The sequence below is a fragment of the Enterococcus italicus DSM 15952 genome, from assembly GCF_000185365.1.
Taxonomy (GTDB): domain Bacteria; phylum Bacillota; class Bacilli; order Lactobacillales; family Enterococcaceae; genus Enterococcus_G; species Enterococcus_G italicus.
In genome coordinates, this window is sequence record NZ_GL622255.1 from 1 (window position 1) to 1,343 (window position 1,343).

General features: G+C 40.8%; 1 protein-coding gene. It reads left to right on the forward strand.

What is annotated here, in order from left to right:
• The first annotated feature begins 107 nt into the window (after positions 1-107).
• Positions 108-1,184, forward strand: a complete 1,077-nt coding sequence (locus HMPREF9088_RS11085; RefSeq protein ID WP_007209348.1) for an IS30 family transposase — start codon at positions 108-110, stop codon at positions 1,182-1,184.
• Positions 1,185-1,343 lie beyond the last annotated feature (159 nt).

Consider the following 1,343-nt stretch of genomic DNA (forward strand, 5'->3'; position numbering starts at 1 on the left):
GGTTCATTGTAAGATGAACTTAGCCACTTTCAGACAATAAAAAAACGTCATAGCGAAAAATCGTGTATTATTGAAGTTCCAACACAATCAATAAGGAGATTTTCGCTATGACGCATACTGAACATACCACACAATCCCGGAAAGGAAAACACCTATCATTTGATGAACGACAATTTATCGCTTATTTGAAGAACAAATCGGGACTGTCCAATCGAGCAATCGCGAAAGAGTTGGGGCGAGCTCCTCAAACGATCCATAATGAAATCAAAGATGGAACTGTCGATGTCATCAAACAACGTCAAATACATGGCACAAAACAATATGATTATCGCAAGACTGAATATTCTCCTGAAGTTGGGCAAGCAGCTTATGATACTGCGCGATTGAATTCTGGCAGAACCTACCTTTGGGTCGAGTCAACTGACTTCATTGCCTATGCGGATGATCAAATTTTACGATTGCATCAATCACCAGATAGTGTGGTTGGCACTGCGAAAGTAGCGAACTTGTTTCCAGAAAAAAGGATTCCTTGCACAAAGACCTTGTATAACTGGATTGACAAAGGATTTATGGAAACCCAAAACATTGATCTTGTCTTGAAAGTACGAAGAAAAACGAAATCAACAAAAATTAGAAAGAACAAGACGTTTCTAGGTAATTCAATTGATTTCCGCCCAGACTGTGTGACTGCTAGAGAAACGTTTGGCCACTGGGAAATCGACACTGTCGTTGGGCTTAAATCTGGACAGGATCAAGTACTGCTAACGTTGACTGAACGAAAAACACGGTTTGAAATCATTCAAAAAATTGAAGGGAAAAATGCCTTGGCGGTTCAATCTGGCATTGAGAATCTTCAAGAGCAATTTGGACATTTCTTTAAGGATATATTTAAAACAATTACTTCTGATAATGGCGTTGAATTCTCAACATTATCCACGTGTCTTGACGGCATCGTTGATGTCTATTTTACGCACCCTTATTCTTCATGGGAACGTGGGACCAACGAAAGACACAATGGGTTGATTCGGCGTTTTATCCCGAAAGGGAGCACGATACGCCACGTCTCTCGTGTGCATATGAAACGTATTGAAAATTGGATGAATCAATTACCAAGGAAAGTCTTAGGTTATAAAACACCAAGGCAAGCTTTCCTTGATGAAACCGCTAGTCTATTAGCTGATTGACATCGAGCCTCTCGCGGTGTGTTCACTGTCTGGGAAGCCTGGCATGAGCCAGCCTGTCCAGTTCAGACTAACACACCACGCTCAATGTCAATCAGCACGAAGCTTTATCAATAACATGCTTTATTTCGCTAGGTGGCTAACTTGTACTTGCAATTTATC

What these genes read in the sequence shown, in the direction of transcription:
- HMPREF9088_RS11085 (WP_007209348.1), top strand. Translation starts at nt 108, where the DNA reads ATGACGCATACTGAACATACCACACAATCCCGGAAAGGAAAACACCTA.